The organism is Rhizobium redzepovicii, from assembly GCF_019793435.1.
GTDB classification, from domain to species: domain Bacteria; phylum Pseudomonadota; class Alphaproteobacteria; order Rhizobiales; family Rhizobiaceae; genus Rhizobium; species Rhizobium redzepovicii.
Map to the genome: position 1 here is coordinate 159,958 of NZ_JAILYH010000003.1, position 16,516 is coordinate 176,473.

The following is a 16,516-nucleotide window of genomic DNA, read 5'->3' on the forward strand; positions in this document are numbered from 1 at the left end:
CCCGTTCTTGCGCCTCACCGGCCATCTGCGAACAGCCGGACGCCAGTCAACTCCGCCAGCCTCTCCACCAGCGCATCCTGAAACCCAGTATCGCCAACCTCCGCCGCCGCCTCCCGCCGCTGCCGATGATACCAATACCCACCGCTGACTTTCGCAGCCTCCGCATCGCTCGCCGCAAGCCACGTCTGCGTGAGATGCCCCATCTCCAGGTCATCGGGTGCGCCGGCGCCGCCCATCTTCGTTGGCACCCAGCCGGGATCCACCGCGTTGCTCAGAACATCCGGCCAATGGCGGGCGATGGCGGTGGCGAGGGTGGCGATGTAGAGCTTGCTTTCCGAATAGGCCTGGCTGGCGTTCCACGGCCGCTTCTTCCAGTCGATATCGTCAAGGGCGCTGCTGCCGCTGCGGTGCATGCCGCTGCTGAGATAGATGAGGCGCTCGGGGCGGGTGATCCAGGCGGTGAGCAGATAGGGGGCAAGCACATTCACCGCCAGCGTCTTGGCGTGACCATCAGGCGTTTCGCCCCGGCTCCTTTCGAGGTAGATGCCGGCATTGTGGATGACGGCGTCCATGCGGCCGATGGCGTTGACCTGCTCGGCAATCGAGCGCGTTTCCGTGGTGCTGACGAGATCGCCGATGACGATGCCGAGTGCGGTGGCTGACACCTCGGATATGGCGGCGGCCCGCTTCCGGGAGCGGGCATGCAGCACGACGTCATGGCCTTCCTTCATCAGGGTGCGGGCGGCGGCAAGGCCGAGGCCATCGGTGGAACCGGTGATGAAGATGCGGCTCATTGGGTTTCCCTTCGCGGCGGCGTGGAGGGGGGCAGAGTGCTTGTGTAGGGTGGTCGGGTCAAGGTGGGATGGTGGACAAGTCCGCCAGCGAGTGGGTGCGGTTTTGCAGATTGGTTCCCACCTACTCCGTCATCCTCGGGCTTGACCCGAGGATCCATACGCAGCACTCGACGTACATGAGTTCACGCATAGGATGCCCCCTGCCGCTCCGTCTGTCGACGGCGAGCACAATGCTCGGGGCATGGATCCTCGGGTCAAGCCCGAGGATGACGGAGGAGGTGGTGGGGCTCGGCGAAAAACGGCGGCGCCGTGGATCCCGGGCTCAAGGCCGAGGATGACGGAGGGTGGGGTGGCGTCCCAACCAAATCCTACCCCGCTAAACCACTGAAATCACCCCCGCCGCCTTTCCGCCCCCGCCGCAATCGTCTGCACCAGCTCATCCACCTCCCGCGCCAGCCGCTCCAGCGGCAGGCCGACGAAGCGGCCTTCGAGGCTGATGCTCACCACCCCATGCACCGCGCCGAACAGGGTGCGGGCGCGGATGGCTCGGTCTTCGGGGGGCATGTCGGGTTGCAGTTCGGCCAGCGGTTCGGCGATCACGTCCATCAGGAAGAGGTGTTCGTTCAGATGCCATTGCGGCGTCGGGCTGGTGTCGGGGGGGAAGTGGTCGAACAGCGCCTTCCAGAGGTTCCGGTGCTCGACGGCGAAGCTTAAGTAACCCTGCGCCAGGTTGCGCAGCCGGTCGGTCGGCGGCTTGTCCTTGGTTTCGGAAAGCGTCAGCCTCGCCTCCAGCGCCTTCAGCGTGGCGGAGTTGACGTGGATGACGAGCTCGGCGAGGTCTGAAAAGACCGTGTAGAGGCCGCCGAGCGCGCAGCCGGCATCCTGGGTGATGTCGCGGGCCCTAAGATTCGTCAGCCCGTCGCGGGCGATCCGCTCGCGCGCCGCCTCGATCAGCCGGGCCTTCAGGTCTTCGCGTTTTTCTTCTCGTCTGCCGGCCATTAACCATTCCACTTCGATTTTTTGAACGTCGTTCAAAATTTATCTTGAACGACGTTCATGATTCTGGCATAACACCTCTCGTGAACAACGTTCATAAACCGGAGGCAAGAAATGTTCAAACTGATTTCTATTCTCTTGCGGGGCAGGGCGCATGATGCCGAACAGGCTTTTGCCGATCGCAACGCCGTGCCGCTGCTTGCCCAGCAGATCCGCGATGCCGCCCAATCGATCCAGTCGGCCCGCCGCAGTGTCGCCGTCGCCATCGCCCAGAACGAGCAGGAGAGGGTGCAGCACGCAGCGATCGTCGCCCGCATCGCCGATCTGGAAAACCGCGCCTCCGCCGCCTTGGCGAAGGGCAATGAGGCCCTGGCCCGCGAGGCGGCCGAGGCGATCGCCTATCTCGAAGCCGAGCGCGATGCATCCGAAAAGGCGCAAGGTCAGTTCACCAGCTCCATCGACAAGCTGAAGGCGATCGTCCGCGCGTCCGAGGCGCGGCTGCAGGAGCTGCAGCGCGGCGAGCGGCTGGCCCGCGCCACGCAGGAGGCGCAGAAGCTCGATGTCGTCGTCGCCGGTCCGGGGCTTGCGACGCTCGACGATGCTGAGGAGACGCTCGCCCGGCTTCGCCTGCGCCAGAGCCAGAATGAGCTGACGGCCGCAGCCCTGAAGGACACGGAAGGCGCCATCCGCCCGGCCGGCATCATCGAAAAGCTTGCCAATGCCGGCTGCGGGGCGCCGCTGCGCTCATCCGCCGATGATGTGCTGGCGCGGCTGAAGAGCCGCATCACGCCTGCTGCCTGAAATTGCATCCATCGAACCATTCATCCATCGAACCATAGGGACCACTGATATGAACGACAGTTTCCAGAAACATTCCTCAAGCTGGGTCAGCTTCTCCTACATCTCCTTCGGCTCGGCCGCCTTCATGCTGGCGCTTGGCCTTTACATGATGCCGCTCGATCTCTGGGGCAAAGGCTATCTCGCCATGGGCATTCTAATGCTGGTGCAGACCACGGTGAACATCACCAAGACGCTGCGCGACAATGCCGAATCCGAGAAGCTGATCCGCAAGGTCGAGGATGCCCGCACCGAGAAACTGCTGGTCAAGTTCAATCGTAACGATGAAGATTGATCTTCGTTAACCGCACTGCAGAGTTGTTATCGCACTCAACTATTGCGTAACAACTCTGTGGCCTTCTCTGCCTGCCGAAAGAGGAACGAGCCCGTGCAACACAATCTGATGACATCAAGGAAATTCGCGCCGCTGTTCTGGACCCAGTTCCTCACGGCCTTCAACGATAATTTTCTGAAGAACACCCTGGTGTTCCTCATTCTCTTCAAGATGTCGGCGAGCGAGGGGGCTGCGCTGGTGACGCTTGCCGGCGTCATCCTCATCGTCCCCTTCCTGCTGCTCTCGGCGCTCGGCGGCGAACTCGCCGACAAGCATGACAAGGCCAAGATTGCCGAGCTGCTGAAACGCTGCGAGATCGCCATTGCCGGGCTTGCCGTCGTCGGTCTGGCGTTTTCCTCGATTTTCGTGCTGATGGCGGCGCTGTTTGGGTTCGGCGTCGTCTCGGCGCTGTTCGGGCCGATCAAATACGGCATCCTGCCCGATCATCTCGAACGCCGCGACCTGCCGAAGGCCAATGCCTGGATCGAGGGCGGCACCTTCATCGCCATCCTCGCCGGCACGATCATCGCCGCCTTCGCCTTCTCCGGCGGTGACAATGTGCTGATCTTCGGCACGATGATGATGGGGCTTTCGGTGCTTTGCTGGCTGGCCAGCCGGATGATCCCGCCCACCGGCTCCAAGGCGCCGGATCTCGAAATCGACCGCAATGTCATCCGCTCCAGCTACACCTTGGTCATGGAAATCCGCGCCGATAAACGGCTGTGGCGTTCGGCGCTGATGAATTGCTGGTTCTGGCTGGTCGGCGCCTTTGTGCTGTCCATCCTGCCGACCATGGTGACCGAGCTGCTCGGCGGCTCCGAGCTCGTCGTGCCGGCCTATCTCACCGTCTTTGCCATTGCCGTTGCCGTCGGCTCGGCGATTGCCGCCTGGATGTCCTCCGGCCGCATCGTGCTGCTGCCGGCCCCTGTCGGCACGGCGCTGCTCGGCCTCTTCAGCCTCGATCTCGCCTGGAACCTCTGGGGCCTGGCGTCAGTCGGCCATGCAACGACGATCGCCACCTTCTTTGCCGGTGAAAATACCATTCGCGTCGCCATCGATCTCGCCGGCATGGCAATCTCTGGCGCCTTCATCGCCGTGCCGACCTTTGCCGCGCTGCAGACCTGGGCGCATGAAGACCGCCGCGCCCGCGTCATCGGCGCCGCCAATGTGCTCTCGGCGCTGTTCATCACTGTCGGCCTCGGCCTGGTCGCCGCCTTCCAGGCGCTCGGCGCCTCCATTCCTCAGATCCTGATCGGCCTCGGCATCATCAATTTCGCCGTCGCCTGGCTGATGCTGAAGACGCTGCCGACCAATCCCTTCCGCGATTTCATCTCGATCCTGTTCCGCGCCTTCATGCGCCTCGAGGTCGAGGGGCTGGAGAATATCAAGAAGGCCGGCCGCGCGCCGATCATCGCCCTCAACCATGTCAGCCTGCTCGATGGTGCGCTGGCGCTTGCCATCACCGAGGAAGAGCCCACCTTTGCCGTCGATTACAAGATCGCCCAGGCCTGGTGGGTGCGGCCCTTCCTGAAGATGTGCAAATTCCTGCCGCTTGACCCGACCAAGCCGATGGCGACGCGGTCGCTGATCAAGGTGGTGCAGGACGGCAACCCGATCGGCATCTTCCCCGAGGGCCGCCTGACGGTGACCGGCACGCTGATGAAGGTCTATGATGGCGCCGCCATGGTCGCCGACAAAACAGGCTCGATGGTCGTGCCGGTAAAGATCGACGGGCTGGAGAAGAGCTATCTCTCCTATCTCGATAACGGCAAGATCCGCCGCCGGCTGTTCCCCAAGGTCAAGGTCACCATTCTCGAGCCGGTGAAGCTGGAAGTGCCGCCGGAACTGAAAGGCCGCAAGCGCCGCACGGCGGCAGGCGCTGCCCTTTATCAGGTGATGTCGAACCTGCTGTTCCAGACCGCCGATACCTCGTCGACCGTGCTCGACCGCGTCATTCAGGCAGGTGGCGAATTCGGCATGGGCAAACTCGCCGTCGAAGATCCGGTCACCGGCCGGCTGACCTATGGCAAGCTCTTGACCGGGGCTGCCGTGCTCGGCGCAAAATTCCGCGCCCGCTTCCCGGAAACCAATCTCGGCGTCATGCTGCCGAATGCCAATGGCGCCGCCGCCACCCTTCTCGGCGTGATGACGGCAGGCAAGGTGCCGGCGATGCTGAACTTCACCGCGGGTGCCGCCAATATCCTCTCCGCCTGCAAGGCCGCCGAAGTAAAACATGTGCTGACCTCGCGCGCCTTCGTCACCCAGGCGAAGCTCGGGCCTGTGATCGAGGAGATGGAAAAGCAGGTGGCGATCGTCTGGCTCGATGATCTCAGGGCCGAAATCTCACTCAAGGACAAGATTTTCGGGTTTCTCAGGAAGGCGCGGCCGCTGGTCAAACGCCAGCCGGATGATCCGGCTGTCATCCTCTTCACCTCGGGTTCCGAGGGCACGCCGAAGGGCGTGGTGCTCACCCACCGCAACATCCTGTCGAACGCCGCCCAGGCGGCTGCCCGCATCGATTTCCACAGCGGCGACAAGGTGTTCAACATCCTGCCGGTGTTCCATTCCTTCGGGCTGACGGCCGGCACGGTGCTGCCGCTGATCTCGGGCGTGCCTGTTTATTTCTATCCGTCGCCGCTGCATTACCGCATCGTGCCGGAACTGATCTATGTCTCCAACGCCACGATCATCTTCGGCACCGACACCTTCCTCAATGGTTACAGCAGGACGGCGCATCCCTACGACTTCCGCTCGATCCGTTACATCTTCTCCGGCGCCGAGCCGGTGAAGGCCGCAACCCGCCAGACCTATATGGAAAAATTCGGCCTGCGCATCCTGGAAGGTTACGGCGTCACCGAGACCGCACCGGTCATTTCGATCAACACGCCGATGTACAACAAATCAGGCACGGTCGGCAAAATCCTGCCGGGCATGGAATGGAAGCTCGAACCGGTGCCCGGCATCGAGGAGGGCGGCAGGCTGCATGTGCGCGGCGCCAATGTCATGGCCGGTTATCTCCGCGCCGAAAAGCCCGGCGTGCTCGAGCCGTTGGTCGATGGCTGGCACGACACCGGCGACATCGTCACCATCGACGAGGATGGTTTCGTCAAGATCCGCGGCCGCGCCAAGCGCTTCGCCAAGATCGGCGGCGAAATGATCTCGCTCGCCGCCGTCGAGACGCTCGCCGCCGAACTCTGGCCCGGGGCGCTGTCGGTCGTCTCCTCGCTGCCCGACGCCAAGAAGGGCGAGCGCCTGGTGCTGCTGACCGACGCCCCCACCGCCACCCGCGCCGAATTCCTCGCCTTCGCCAAATCCAAGGGCGCGATGGACATGATGGTCCCGGCCGAGGTCAATATCGGCAAGGTGCCGGTACTGGGCTCCGGCAAGGTCGATTTCGTCGCGGCGCGCAAGCTGGCGGAGAGCGTGGCCGAGAAGGGGGAGGCGGCTTAGGCGGACTTAGGTTTGGGGCGTCGCGTCCTGCGGCACCCCCTCTGCCCGGCCGGACATCTCCCCCACAAGGAGGGAGATCGGCAGGAGGCCAACGCTCGGTCCCACTTTGCCGGTACGTTGATTCCAAATGGCAATTGTTTGGGGAAGCCCTAACGTCTATCCGATCTCCCCCCTTGTGGGGGAGATGTCCGGCAGGACAGAGGAGGGAGCCCCCACCACGCGCCAACAGAAGCGCACCACGACCGGCTAACTCACCGCCGCCCGCTCCGTCGTCTCCAGCCGCAACCCCAGTACCAGCGGCACGGCGAGCGCGTAGACGGCGACGACCGATAGCCAGATGGCGCCCGGCCATTCCTCTCGGAAGAGGAAATAGAGGCTGGAAAAGCCGAGCGGCGCGACGATCGAGGCGAGGCTGACGGCTGAGGCCAGCACGCCCTGGAACTGGCCCTGGCTATTTTCATCGACCTGCCGGGTCGCCAGCGACTGCAACGCCGGCACGCCGATGCCGCCAAGCGCAAAGACCGGCATGATCGCGAAGATCATCCAGCCCTGGCCGGCGAAGGCCATGACGGTGAGAGCGAGTGAGACGGCGGCAACACCCACGAGGATCGCGGCGCGTTCGCCGAGCAGCCGGACCGCCGGCCCCGGCAGCAAGGCCTGGGCAAATGTCTGGCAGATGCCGAAGGCGCCCAGCGAAAGGCCGATCGACAGCCCGTTCCAGTGAAAGGCCTCGCTGCCCCACAGCGCCCAACAGGTGCCGTAGGCCTCGCCGGTGGCGCTGAAGATGAAGAACAGGGTGACGACCGGCAGCAGGCTTTTGACCTCCAGCACCGACCGCAGCGGTTTCAGCGGATTGAGCGCCGCCAGATCGATCGTCTCGCGGCTGCCCGGCCGCGATTCCGGCAGGATGAAGAAGGCAAGCAGCAGGTTGGCGCCATTGAGCACGGCGGCTGCGATAAACGGCAGCCGCAACCAATGATCGCCGAGCACGCCGCCGAGCACCGGGCCGATGATGAAGCCGAGGCCGAACATGGCGTTGAACAGGCCGAAGCGGCGGGCGCGTTTCTCCTCCGGCGAAATGTCGGTGATATAGGCGGTGGCGACCGAGATATTGGCGCTGGTCAGCCCGGCGATCGCCCGGCCGACGAACAGCAATGCGAGATTGGGCGCAAAGGCGAGAAACAGGTAGTTGACGGCGGCGCCGGCGAGCGAAATCAGCAGCACGGGCCGTCGGCCGAGCCGATCGCTCAGCGCCCCGAGCACCGGCGCGAAGATGAACTGCATCACCGCATAGAGCGCCGTCATCGTGCCGATATACGGTGCGACGTTTTCGGCATGGGTGATATCGCGCAGCAGCGACGGCAGGATCGGGAAAATCAGCCCGATGCCGACGGCATCGAGGACAATGGCGGTAAAGATGACGATAAGGGATCTGGTCATGGGTGCGTTCCGGGTCGACGCAAGCCCGCAGGACCGTCAGCGCCTCCCTGATTTTTCCAAATCACGGAATTGCATCGGGACGCCGATGGCTCACGATAAGGCCTGATCTTTGTCAGGCGATTGGTTTCTAGGGGGTGCTGGCCGAACCATGGCTGATGCGCATGGCTGGCGTGTACTCGACCGCCTGGACGACCCATTCGTCCACCTGTTTACTCCGCCACTGAGCGGATCAAGGGAGGCAGTCGCTTTTCGCGACGGGCAAGACATACGCCGGATGGTTGAGTAGGGCAAGCCTGTTTTTGTGTGGGGGATGGTTGCCGGTGTGAGGTTTTGTGGCGCCGTCGATCAATTCTCTGCCGTGTTTCAAGTGAGACCGTCGAGGACCTCCAACAGAATGGAAGGTGAACTCAGAAAGCCTCCCGCCACGAGGCCAACGAAGCCAAGCGCCAGCGCTCCAGCAATTCCGTGGCTCTCCCAGCCGTAATGGGCCCCCAGGGCCGTTGCCGTCATGACGATCGAAACTGTCCAAACGATCTTGACCAGCGAAATCAAGCGCCGCCCAATCGTTCGTCTTTCTTCTGCCTCGGCCAAACCAACCTTCTCGAGCGCTTCCCTGCCACATTGAAGCATTGCAATTTTTAGGGGCATCATCAACGGGGCGAAGTATCGAAGGGAAGAGATGGTAAACGCGCGCCCGCACGGTTCGCGCGGCACGGCATGCCCCGGCGGCAGCGGCCCCTGGGGTCGAGATGGGTGGATGGGGGTGGGCTTCGCGGGGATATTATGAACGCCGCACCCCCAATGACGCGTTTCGTCTGTCGTTCGGCGCATATGAGGTTGTCCCGCCGGGGCAGTCGCTTCACCATGAGGCAACTTCAGCTCGGGGAACAGACAGGCAGGCCATGACCGATATCGCGCAGATGCAGGAACAGCGATTGAGCGCCCTTCGACAGACTGCGTCGGGTGCGCCGAAGCTGCCGTCCAACCCGTTCTTCGGCGTCGGGCCGATCACCGATGCGACGACCGATGAAGTGGATAGCCGCCTGCGGCGCATCGCCTTCGACGCCTGGATCGAGAAGACCTATCGCAAGTTCGACGATCGGGGCAACGATATCGGCGGCTTCACCACGGCCGAGATTTCCCGCAGCATGCATCGCGGCTATCCGGCCGACAAGATCCTGACCGACATGATGCGGGCGATCCATCGTTATTTTGGTTTCCCCAAGACCAACCGCATGGCGGTGGGGCTCGGCGGCGGCCATAGCGGGTTCACCGTCTGCATCCAGCACCTGATGAATGCCAACGACGCCGGCCAGCGCGTCTATGTCGATACGCCGCGGCCGGAGAGCGATCCGTCCAAGGCCGCCGGCTTCTTCCGCCAGTCCTGGGCAACACAGCTGATCGAGATGCAGCGCTTCGCCGAAAAGGGTTGCGAAAGCCGCATTCATTTCGCCGCCTCCGAGGGCGTGATCCCGACGGCGGCCGAACTGTCCTCCCTTGGCGTTTCGATCTTCGTCGGCGTCGGCCACGAGACGACGGGGGCGAACGCCTATACCAGCGCCGAAATCCACGAACTGTTGAACTGGCTCGACGGCGATCCGGCCAACCGCCATGCGGTGTTCGACGCTACCTCGATGCTCGGCGCCATGCCGTGGGAGCCCGAGCTGGTCAGCGCCGTCATGGCGAAGTGCTGCCTGTTCATGCCGTTCCAGAAGGCGATCGGCGGGGTATCAGGCTATTTCGTCGCCTCCTTCACGCCGCATGCGCTGGCGTTGATCGAGAAGAACCAGCAGGATCCCGCCTGGGCGATCCCGCGCCAGCTGAAGATCGCCCCGCCGATCGATCCGCGCCAGCCGTTTTCGGCCAAGCGCTCCGTCGATGCCGGGCCGTTCTTCGATCCGGCCGAAGACCGCATGCTCGGCGGCGTCATCAACACCTACAGCGCGCTCGCCTTTGCCGAGACCACTTTCGGCCTGCTGCAGTCGGAAGCCCGGGTCGGCTCCGTCGTCGAGCTCAACCGCCGCTCCGCCGGCAACCGCGCGGTGATCGACGAATGGGTCAAGTCGCATCCGCTGCTGTCGCTTGCAGTCACCGATGCCGAGCGCCGCGGCGCGGCGGTGACGCTGCTGAAGGTCGAGGACGACGGCATCACCGATGCCGGCATCCATGCCCGCATCATCGCCCGTTCCAAGCAGCTGCTCGGTTATGAGGGCATCACCCATCCGAACGGCGAATACGAGCCCGGCCTCGACGCGGCCCGTTACGTCAACGCCTTCCCCGGCACCCCCGGCGATTACCGCGCCTGGGTCGGCGGCATCCGCGAGCCCGAAGATGTCGTGGCGCTGCTGGAAAACCTGCAATATGCCTATCTCAGAGCCAAGATCGTCGTGCTCGAAGAGGAACTGGCAAAGAGCGGCGTGACCTTCGAGGCGCCCGTCAAGGCCGACGGCGCCGTGCGCAAGGACGATCCCAACCACGCCTATACGGTGCTGATCGCCGATCTCGTCGGCCTGCGCTTCGGCGCCGGTGGCGAGCCCGACCATAGCGAGGTCAAGGCCTATATCGAGGAGAAGGGCGGCAGCTTCCATCTCGGCCCGCTCAGCGACCGTTCGGCGCTCGAAAAGGGCCGCATCCACTTCTTCTATCAGCCGAACCTCAGCACCGAGGCGGAGATCCTGCCGCAGACCGACAAGGGCCAGTATGACGCGCTGATCGCGGCGGCGACCTTCATCCCGAAGGCCTCCGTCTTTTCGCTCGGCGGCGTGCGCATCGGCGCCGGCACCGGCAATATGGGCTCGGCCTCCTGGGGCGGCGGCAATGGCGAGGGCGGCAATGCGCCCCTGATGAACACGCCCGGCATCAACAGCCGAGCGACCGCCCAGATGGCTCTCAAGGCGATCCTGAAGGTCGTGCCCGACCTGCCGGTCGACCGGCTTCACCGGATGGTCGCCGGCGGCGATTTCGATACCGGCCGCCAGCTCAAGGATTTCCCGACGGCAAAGCTCGAGGGCCGCAAGCTTGCCGTTCTCGGCTACGGCAATATCGGCCGCGAAGTCGCCAAGCTCGCCAAGGCCTTCGGCATGAAGGTGGCGATCTATGCCCGCGAACATCACAAGCGCTGGATCGAGGCAGAAGGCTTCGACTATGCCGCAAGCCCTGAGGAAGCGGCAAGCGGCGCCGACGTGCTCTCCGTCCATATCGGCCTTGGCCGCCTCGATGCTTCGACCGGCACCTATTCCAATGCCGGCACCGTCGATGCCAAGGTGCTCGGCGCCATGAAGGACGGCGCGGTGCTCGTCAATTACGACCGCGGCGAAGTCGTCGATCCCTATGCGCTCGATGCGGCACTTTCTTCAGGCAAGATCGCCCATGCGGCCATCGACGCCGATCTCTTCAGGGATGCGGCGACCGGCACGCTCAGCGGCCCGATGCTGCCTTACCTGCCGCTCGAAGAGCGCCACAAGGGCAAGCTCGAACTGCTGCCGCATGCCGCCGCCGACACCGACCACCCCTCGCGGGTGACCGGCGCCAGGCAGGCTGTCGACCAGATCTTCGACGTCATCCGCTTCAAATCCGTCGTCAATCTGAAGGGCGACCTGCCTGAGGGTTACGTCTCCGGCGGCAGCCGCACACCGGCCGGCATCGGCCGGGTGACGAAGCAGGTCGTGGCCGAAGCCGGCGGCAAGGCGAAGCTGCTCGAAGAACTGCGCCAGGCTTCGGAAAAGATCGCCGCCATCACTGGCGCGCTGTCGGCCGTTTCCGATCCGGATCATCGCCAGCGGATCGTCGAGCGCTACACGAGCTTGCTGGTCGAAAATGCCGACCGGCAGCGGGCGCTGCTCGACCACCTTGGCCTGTATGGGCCGGCGGAGGGGTGAGCTGCAGCGGCGCGGTTCGGGCCAAGCCCAAGACCCCGCCCCAACCCCTCCTCACAAGGGGGAGGGGCTAACGTGCGGCACCGCTTCACGTAATCTCCATCGTACCGATCCGTGGGGCGATAACAGCCAGCAAGAACTTGTCTTCTGGCCACCGCCCAACACCACAGCTTAGTTCCTTCCCCTTGTGGGAGGGGTCTTGCGGCGGGCGCATGGAGGATCCGGAGCGGCAGCCAAAAAACAAAACAGGCGGCACATCGGCCGCCTGTTTTCGTGTCTTCGGGTTGCCCGTTACTTCTGTTCCGGAGCCAGGAACTCGGCGCAATAGGACGGACCGTTGACGCCGGGAATATCGGCGACGGTGCGGATGTCGCGGATCGTATAATCCGAACTGGTGGTAATTTCGGCCTGGCAGCGCAGATAGGCGGTGCGGGCGGACGCGATCTGCTTGCCGCGCTTGCCGTCGGCGCCTTCGGCATATTTGGCCGGAATGCGCACGGTCTTGTAGCCGCCGCGCCAGGTATAGACGGTGGTGGCGCCTTCCTCGCGGTCGCTGAGCGGCGGCCCGTAGGCGGCAAAGAAGATGCCGGCCGATTTGCCGACCCAGCGGGCCTCGATCGGATTGCCGGCGGAAGGAATGGTGGTGCATCCGGCAAGCCCAATTGCAAGCCCGGCCGCGGTGATGGTGCGGAGTTTCATCGTGTTGTCCCTGGTCTCTAGCGCAGTGGCTGCGAATCCGCTCTCTACGCGCGGTTTCGCCTGTCCCGTCGAGCCCTTTAGCGCGGAACCCGGCAAAAGAAAATTGCCCCCGGGGCACTTCCCGACGATTTGCTCCAGGTGTGTCTTTTTGCAGCAGCACCGCCCTGCCGCACCCTGTCATCAACCCGTCAAAAATTCCCTCGGATTTTTGGAATTTGGTGCTTGTGCAACCAGATAGGCTGTTCTATAGAAGCGCCGCTGGTCACGGAGTGTAGCGCAGTCTGGTAGCGCACCACGTTCGGGACGTGGGGGTCGAGTGTTCGAATCACTCCACTCCGACCAGCTAGAAACCCCGCTCCGGCGGGGTTTTTCGTTTCCGCTAAGATCTTGGCTTAGGGAAACGCGGTCGGCAGGCTGTCGTCCAGAATATAGAAGTGTTCGCCGATCTTGCTGACACTGATGAACTCGTCCGCACCGGGATAGAGAGTGACGCATTCCTTCTTTCTCTCCAGACAGAACGTCTGAAGGCGCTGTTGCCAGGCTGCGGATTGCGCGCCTTTGGGCAAGGCGATTTCATCGCTCTCATCATAGACGAGCGTCGAGTATGTCTTACGCCTGAACGTATCGTCCCATACGAATGTCCGGAAGCGCTGCTCCGCGCCCGGGAGATCGGCTCGTTTGATCTCTGCCAGATATGCCTGCTTGGTCAGTGCAAATCGAACGCTGTCGGGCGTTATGCCGGCGACGGCGAGAAGATGAAGGCAGACGAGCAGCAGCAGGGGCGTTATCAGCAGAGACAGGACACGTCGCCAGCGCCGCAGTACCAGGTTGAAGCAGAGGGAGCCTGCCATGGCGATCAGCGTTGCGAGGAAGACGAAAAGATCGACCGTCCACCAGTCCCATTGGGGAGCAAGCCAATAAAGCCAATCCTGCCCCAGAAACGGCAACAGCCAGAGAGCATATGTCCACGTAAGCTGGTCGCCACGTTTTTCTGGCTCTGGCACGTCTGGCTACCGGCAAGTTGATTCGCTCAGCGACAATAACATGTGAGATAATCGCCTCAACCGGAACGAGTCCGAACGCCGCTCGTTGAGTCGCGTGTTCTGCGTGAGGGGCTGCATCATGAGCAAGCGACGAAGCTTCAAACCGGTGAAGATCACCATCAATGGCAAGACCAGGACGGTCTATAATGTCGTTCAGGCCGGCAATACCTTGCTGAACGATTGGCCCGAGCAGACGCCGGCGGCCAAGGCTGCCGAGCTGCTTGTGCTCGATGTCTTCAACGATATCGCCGAGCCAGAGCAGGTGCGGCGGGCATTCATAACCGCAGCCAGGGCAAGCGACATCAAGTTCACTTCCTGACCGGCGGCGCTTCAAAAAGCATTCGCTTACTTCCATGACACCTGTTCCTGATTGGCGCGGTCCTGGTTCTTGAACTGTGTCTCCATCCAGGCGGCCGAAATGATCGCGGCGAGGAAGCCGAAGGTGAGGCAGGTGATGGCCTGCTTGCGCCAGGAAATGAAGGTGACCGGCGCCGGGGTGAGGGGCTTTTGCGCGCATTCACCGAGCGGGCAGGCGCAGCCGGAAAAGGCCTTGACGATGCAATCGGCAGACATCTCCGTTCCCCCTCAGGCGTAAAGCTGATCGCGATCGGTCGTGCCCATGATCTCGCGGGCATAGCGGTAATGCTCCTCGACGGAGGCGCGGGCGCCGCGCAGCCAGGAGGGGCCGCGGATTAAATGTTCGGGGCGGCGCAGGAAGGCAAAGCCGAGGGCGCCCATGCGCTGGGCCTCGATCGCCATATAGGCGCTGCAGTCTCCCATCCCCAGCGCGCCATTCCAGCGGGCGTCGCGCCTGCTTTCCACGGTCTCGATATTGCGGATGTGCTGCATCGCCCTGTCCTCTCACGCGCCTCTAATCGGCTCATGAGATTAAGGTATATATAATACCCTAAATCGTCAACCGCAGCAGGTATAAAAAATACCCTACTGATTGACGAGGTACGAATCATAGGCGTATGTCTGTCGCCAGCGATTGGGCGACCGGGTGCAACTCCCGAGCTGACGAAGCCCAGCGGCGCGGGAAGCGAAAGTCCTTAAGTGCGCTGTCAGAAAATCAGGACGAGGGCGAAGCGAATGGCCCCTCTGGCACGTGTCCCATCCCGGCTCCGGCCTTCAGGACCTGGCCAATGCTCTCCCGGCTTCATGGGCTTTGCTCATGGGGTAGGGGGAAGCTTTGGCCGGAACCCTCCCTCACCAGCCTTCAGAAGCGAAGACAGAGAGATAGAAACAAGATTCTCTTGGAGTCTGATGTTGCGAGAAAAACGGCGGGGCGCAACGAGATCGAAATCGCCGGCGAGGGTGACCGGGCCCGGGTCTTGGGGTCGCCGAATTTGGAGTCGTGGGGGAGGGCTGCCAAGGATATTCTCGCAGCCATTCGCTCCATCCCGGCGGTAACGCGGCGGTGCGTGGACGACGTCCGGAGCTTTTGCATTTTTTGATTTCGGAAGAAAGGATGCTCTCGCGATCCTGGTTGCCGGATCGGGGAAATCGAGTGGGATCCTACAGGCCGTACATTTCGCGCGTGGCGCTGAAGGCCAGGAGAAGCGCCGCTAATGTGACGATATGGAACCAGATTCTGCCGGCGCGAGAGGAAGGGAGGATCGTCTTGTTTTCCTTGATAAATATGGCTTGTTCGCAACGAGCATGGATGCCTACATCTCGATGATCGACCGGCGGACGCGGCCGACGATGGTGACGACGCCCTGGAAATCCGGCGGCGGCACGTCCTCATAAGAAGCGGGCTGAAAGGGCGGGTTGTCGTTCGGGCGATAGCGCTTGTAGGTGGCAGCCCCCGTCTCGTCGGCGACGACATAAAGCGCGTTCGGCGCCAGGCGCTTGTCGCGAAGGTTGACGAAGATGATCGAGCCCGGCGGCGAGATCTTGTTCATCGAATTGCCTTCGACCTCGAGCGCGATCCATTCGCCATCAGGCAGATCGAGGGCGGCCACCGTCGGGAATTCCGAAAAGTCGGTGATCGGCGCCTGCTCGCTCAGCTGGCCGGCGCTGACCCAGGAGATCTTCGGCACGTCGGCGACAGAGACCGGCAGCTCATCCGGATCGAGCGCATTGCCGGTGCCGAACTGCAGCCAGTTGAGATTGACCTTGAAGGCGCGGGCGTATTTCTTCGCATCGGCAATTCCGAAGCCGTTGCGGCCGGACTCATGCGCCTTGTAGACATTCGCATTCCAGCCGAACCGGTCGACGATCGCTTTCGGCCCGGCAAAGCCCGCGTTTTTCCGGGCCATGACCAGCCGCTTTGCGCGTTCTTCGCGCTCAAATTGTTCCTGATCTTTCAACATGATATAAAAAATACCCCATTCCAGGGTATATGTCATGCTTTTTTCTGCTTGACGTGCGGGGTATTAAATATACCCTATACGCATGACAAACAGCCAAAACATCAACGCCTCCATCCAGGCGACAGTCGGTCCATTCCAGCGCGAAAACGCCCGCTACACCGGCTGCCCGAACTGCGGCAAGGCGCTGTCGATCGCCGAGGTGATCGAGCACCATTGCGAAAATTGCGGCCGGCAGACCAGCCCGAAGGAGATGCGGCAGACAGCCGATCGACCCGGCGCGTCTGCGCTCACCGATCCCGACAGCCTCACGCCTCCCTGACGGCTCTCGGTGGCCGGCGTCGTCGCCCTCCCTCGGCGACGCCGGCAGCTATTTCCGGGCGGCCATCGCCGCCGATGAACTCACATGAAGCAGCTGGCAGCGCCCGCTTCGGCGGCAACGGCCCGCTGCGCCCGAAATGGACAAGAAGGATCATCCCGGCATGAACGCGCTCGAGCTCTTCCGCACCGGCAGGGACTACATCGAAATCGCAGCCATTCTCGGCATGTCGGTGCCTTCGGTGGAAAGCGAGATCCACCGGCTTCGAAGCGCCGAGAGGGGCGATACCGCCCAGCAGGATCATGCCGGCGCGGAGATCCGCCGCTTTCCGCATCGGATCAAGCCGGGCACGCCGGTGAATTTTGCCGGCGGGCAGCGGCGGCAGGTTTGAGCGGCGGGAAAAGGGAAAACGGC

16 protein-coding genes and 1 tRNA gene are annotated in these 16,516 nt (G+C 63.0%); 8 read left to right on the forward strand and 9 right to left on the reverse strand.

Features of this window, described 5'->3' with window-relative positions; all coding sequences use genetic code 11:
• Nucleotides 1-14: 14 nt before the first annotated feature.
• Together K6N12_RS05470 and K6N12_RS05475 are read right to left on the reverse strand one after the other, a co-directional pair.
• The gene (locus K6N12_RS05470) at nt 15-794 is read right to left on the reverse strand and encodes an SDR family NAD(P)-dependent oxidoreductase (protein WP_131711380.1); all 780 of its coding nucleotides are present in this window, start codon (nt 792-794) and stop codon (nt 15-17) included.
• A gap of 390 nt (nt 795-1,184) precedes the next feature.
• Entirely contained in the window at nt 1,185-1,793 is a 609-nt protein-coding gene (locus K6N12_RS05475; protein ID WP_097627296.1) for a TetR/AcrR family transcriptional regulator, read from the reverse strand.
• 111 nt (nt 1,794-1,904) lie between these two features.
• On the opposite strand from K6N12_RS05475, the gene K6N12_RS05480 reads away from it, so the two are divergent.
• From K6N12_RS05480 to K6N12_RS05490, 3 genes are all read left to right on the forward strand, one after another.
• Complete coding sequence (locus tag K6N12_RS05480) at nt 1,905-2,591, forward strand: PspA/IM30 family protein (protein WP_097627309.1); 687 nt, start codon at nt 1,905-1,907, stop codon at nt 2,589-2,591.
• Nucleotides 2,592-2,640: 49 nt separating this feature from the next.
• Nucleotides 2,641-2,922, forward strand: coding sequence for a YiaA/YiaB family inner membrane protein (locus K6N12_RS05485; protein WP_003557239.1), 282 nt, complete (start codon nt 2,641-2,643; stop codon nt 2,920-2,922).
• 93 nt (nt 2,923-3,015) lie between these two features.
• Nucleotides 3,016-6,411 (forward strand): acyl-[ACP]--phospholipid O-acyltransferase, encoded by a 3,396-nt coding sequence (locus K6N12_RS05490; protein ID WP_097627310.1) that lies wholly within the window; start codon nt 3,016-3,018, stop codon nt 6,409-6,411.
• Nucleotides 6,412-6,657: 246 nt separating this feature from the next.
• Here K6N12_RS05490 and K6N12_RS05495 read toward each other — a convergent pair whose 3' ends face one another.
• The gene (locus K6N12_RS05495; protein WP_097627311.1) at nt 6,658-7,851 is read right to left on the reverse strand and encodes a TCR/Tet family MFS transporter; all 1,194 of its coding nucleotides are present in this window, start codon (nt 7,849-7,851) and stop codon (nt 6,658-6,660) included.
• A 363-nt stretch (nt 7,852-8,214) separates the two neighbouring features.
• Nucleotides 8,215-8,565 carry a hypothetical protein gene (locus K6N12_RS05500; RefSeq protein WP_239619815.1) on the reverse strand — a complete coding sequence of 117 codons (351 nt, stop codon included), beginning with the start codon at nt 8,563-8,565 and terminating at the stop codon, nt 8,215-8,217.
• 188 nt (nt 8,566-8,753) lie between these two features.
• Here K6N12_RS05500 and K6N12_RS05505 point away from each other — a divergent pair, with 188 nt between their 5' ends.
• Nucleotides 8,754-11,729, forward strand: coding sequence for an NAD(P)-dependent oxidoreductase (locus K6N12_RS05505; RefSeq protein ID WP_222148782.1), 2,976 nt, complete (start codon nt 8,754-8,756; stop codon nt 11,727-11,729).
• 288 nt (nt 11,730-12,017) lie between these two features.
• Here the strand turns inward: K6N12_RS05505 and K6N12_RS05510 are convergent, their stop codons facing one another.
• Nucleotides 12,018-12,425: a hypothetical protein gene (locus K6N12_RS05510; RefSeq protein WP_097627314.1), complete on the reverse strand. Its 408-nt coding sequence runs from the start codon at nt 12,423-12,425 to the stop codon at nt 12,018-12,020.
• Nucleotides 12,426-12,690: 265 nt separating this feature from the next.
• On the opposite strand from K6N12_RS05510, the gene K6N12_RS05515 reads away from it, so the two are divergent.
• Nucleotides 12,691-12,767 (forward strand) — tRNA-Pro (locus tag K6N12_RS05515).
• Nucleotides 12,768-12,817: 50 nt separating this feature from the next.
• On the opposite strand, the gene K6N12_RS05520 is transcribed toward K6N12_RS05515, so the two are convergent.
• Nucleotides 12,818-13,429 carry a hypothetical protein gene (locus K6N12_RS05520; RefSeq protein ID WP_097627315.1) on the reverse strand — a complete coding sequence of 204 codons (612 nt, stop codon included), beginning with the start codon at nt 13,427-13,429 and terminating at the stop codon, nt 12,818-12,820.
• Between the two features lie 118 nt (nt 13,430-13,547).
• Here K6N12_RS05520 and K6N12_RS05525 point away from each other — a divergent pair, with 118 nt between their 5' ends.
• The gene (locus K6N12_RS05525) at nt 13,548-13,787 is read left to right on the forward strand and encodes a DUF982 domain-containing protein (protein ID WP_088396116.1); all 240 of its coding nucleotides are present in this window, start codon (nt 13,548-13,550) and stop codon (nt 13,785-13,787) included.
• Between the two features lie 26 nt (nt 13,788-13,813).
• Here the strand turns inward: K6N12_RS05525 and K6N12_RS05530 are convergent, their stop codons facing one another.
• The 3 genes from K6N12_RS05530 to K6N12_RS05540 form a co-directional block, all read right to left on the reverse strand.
• Complete coding sequence (locus K6N12_RS05530; RefSeq protein ID WP_097627318.1) at nt 13,814-14,041, reverse strand: hypothetical protein; 228 nt, start codon at nt 14,039-14,041, stop codon at nt 13,814-13,816.
• A gap of 12 nt (nt 14,042-14,053) precedes the next feature.
• Nucleotides 14,054-14,317: a hypothetical protein gene (locus K6N12_RS05535; RefSeq protein ID WP_097627320.1), complete on the reverse strand. Its 264-nt coding sequence runs from the start codon at nt 14,315-14,317 to the stop codon at nt 14,054-14,056.
• An 821-nt stretch (nt 14,318-15,138) separates the two neighbouring features.
• Nucleotides 15,139-15,786, reverse strand: a complete 648-nt coding sequence (locus K6N12_RS05540) for a S24 family peptidase (protein WP_097627752.1) — start codon at nt 15,784-15,786, stop codon at nt 15,139-15,141.
• 82 nt (nt 15,787-15,868) lie between these two features.
• Between K6N12_RS05540 and K6N12_RS05545 the strand changes: the two genes are divergently transcribed.
• Together K6N12_RS05545 and K6N12_RS05550 are read left to right on the forward strand one after the other, a co-directional pair.
• Entirely contained in the window at nt 15,869-16,105 is a 237-nt protein-coding gene (locus K6N12_RS05545; protein WP_097627324.1) for a hypothetical protein, read from the forward strand.
• A 160-nt stretch (nt 16,106-16,265) separates the two neighbouring features.
• Nucleotides 16,266-16,493, forward strand: a complete 228-nt coding sequence (locus K6N12_RS05550; RefSeq protein ID WP_239619813.1) for a sigma-70 family RNA polymerase sigma factor — start codon at nt 16,266-16,268, stop codon at nt 16,491-16,493.
• The last annotated feature ends 23 nt before the right edge of the window (nt 16,494-16,516 follow it).